1 protein-coding gene is annotated in these 1,109 nt (G+C 64.8%); it reads left to right on the forward strand.

Annotated elements, in window-relative coordinates; translation table 11 throughout:
* Positions 1–233 precede the first annotated feature (233 nt).
* A complete protein-coding gene (locus ACFWYW_RS59380) occupies positions 234–1,079 on the forward strand; it encodes an IS5 family transposase (protein ID WP_379628374.1) in 846 nt (281 codons plus the stop codon).
* The last annotated feature ends 30 nt before the right edge of the window (positions 1,080–1,109 follow it).

Here is a 1,109-nt window from a genome sequence, read left to right on the forward strand (position 1 = left end):
AGAGGACGTTCGTGCTGACTCTGTGGTGGTTTAGGTAGGCCTGCGGCCTGTCCTGGATCACCCATGGTGGGGTTTTCGAGAAGAACGTCGGGGCGGCTGGGGCATGCACGCCCAAGGGTTTCACCCGGCTTCGCCCACAAGCTCCTATCCGGTTCGAGAATGCCGCGAACAGGGCTTTCGTCTCGCCTGTGCCGAGGATTGGCGAACCGGACGCGCTGTGCATCAGTGGTTTCATGACCAGTCAGCCGCGGCGCCGCGCCTATCTCAGCGACCTGTCCGATGCCCGCTGGGCCCTGATGGAACCGACCCTGACCGCCTGGCGAGCCGAGCGGCAAAAGACCTCGCTCGGCCTCGGCGGCCGGGTCACCGACCTGCGCGAAGTCATGAACGCGATCCTCTATGTGAACCACACCGGCATCCCCTGGCGCTACCTGCCGCACGACTTCCCACCACACACCACCGTCTTCGCCTACTTCAGCATCTGGACCGCCGACGGCACGATCGAGAAACTCGGCGTCGGCCTGCGCCGGGTGGTCCGTGAGCAGGTAGGACGCGCGGCCGAGCCGACCGCCTGCGTCATCGACGCCCAGAGCGTCAAAACCGCCCACAGCGTGCCCGGCAGCACCCAGGGCACCGACGCCGGCAAGAAGATCGTGGGGCGCAAACGCAGCATCGTCGTCGACACTCTGGGCCTGTTACTGCTGGTCACCGTGACCGCGGCCAGCGTGTCGGACAACGAGGTCGGCAAACAGCTCCTGTCTCGTCTGGCCGTCGCCCACCCCACGATCACCAAGGCGTGGGTCGACACCGGCTACAAGACCCAGGCCGTTGAGCACGGCGCCGCCCTCGGCATCGACGTGGATGTCGTGCCACGTAACACCCAGGTCAAGGGCTTCTCGGTGATCCCCAGACGTTGGGTGGTGGAGAGGACCTTCGGATGGATCATGATGCACCGCCGCCTGGCCCGCGATTACGAGACCAAGCCCGCACACTCCGAGAGCATGATCCGCCTCGCGATGATCGCGAACCTCGCGAAGCGAGCAACCGGCGAAAGCACCATAACCTGGCACAATCCATGAACTATCGCTCAAGCAAGCAGAACGTCCTCT

The sequence above is a fragment of the Nonomuraea sp. NPDC059023 genome (assembly GCF_042740095.1).
Lineage (GTDB): Bacteria > Actinomycetota > Actinomycetes > Streptosporangiales > Streptosporangiaceae > Nonomuraea.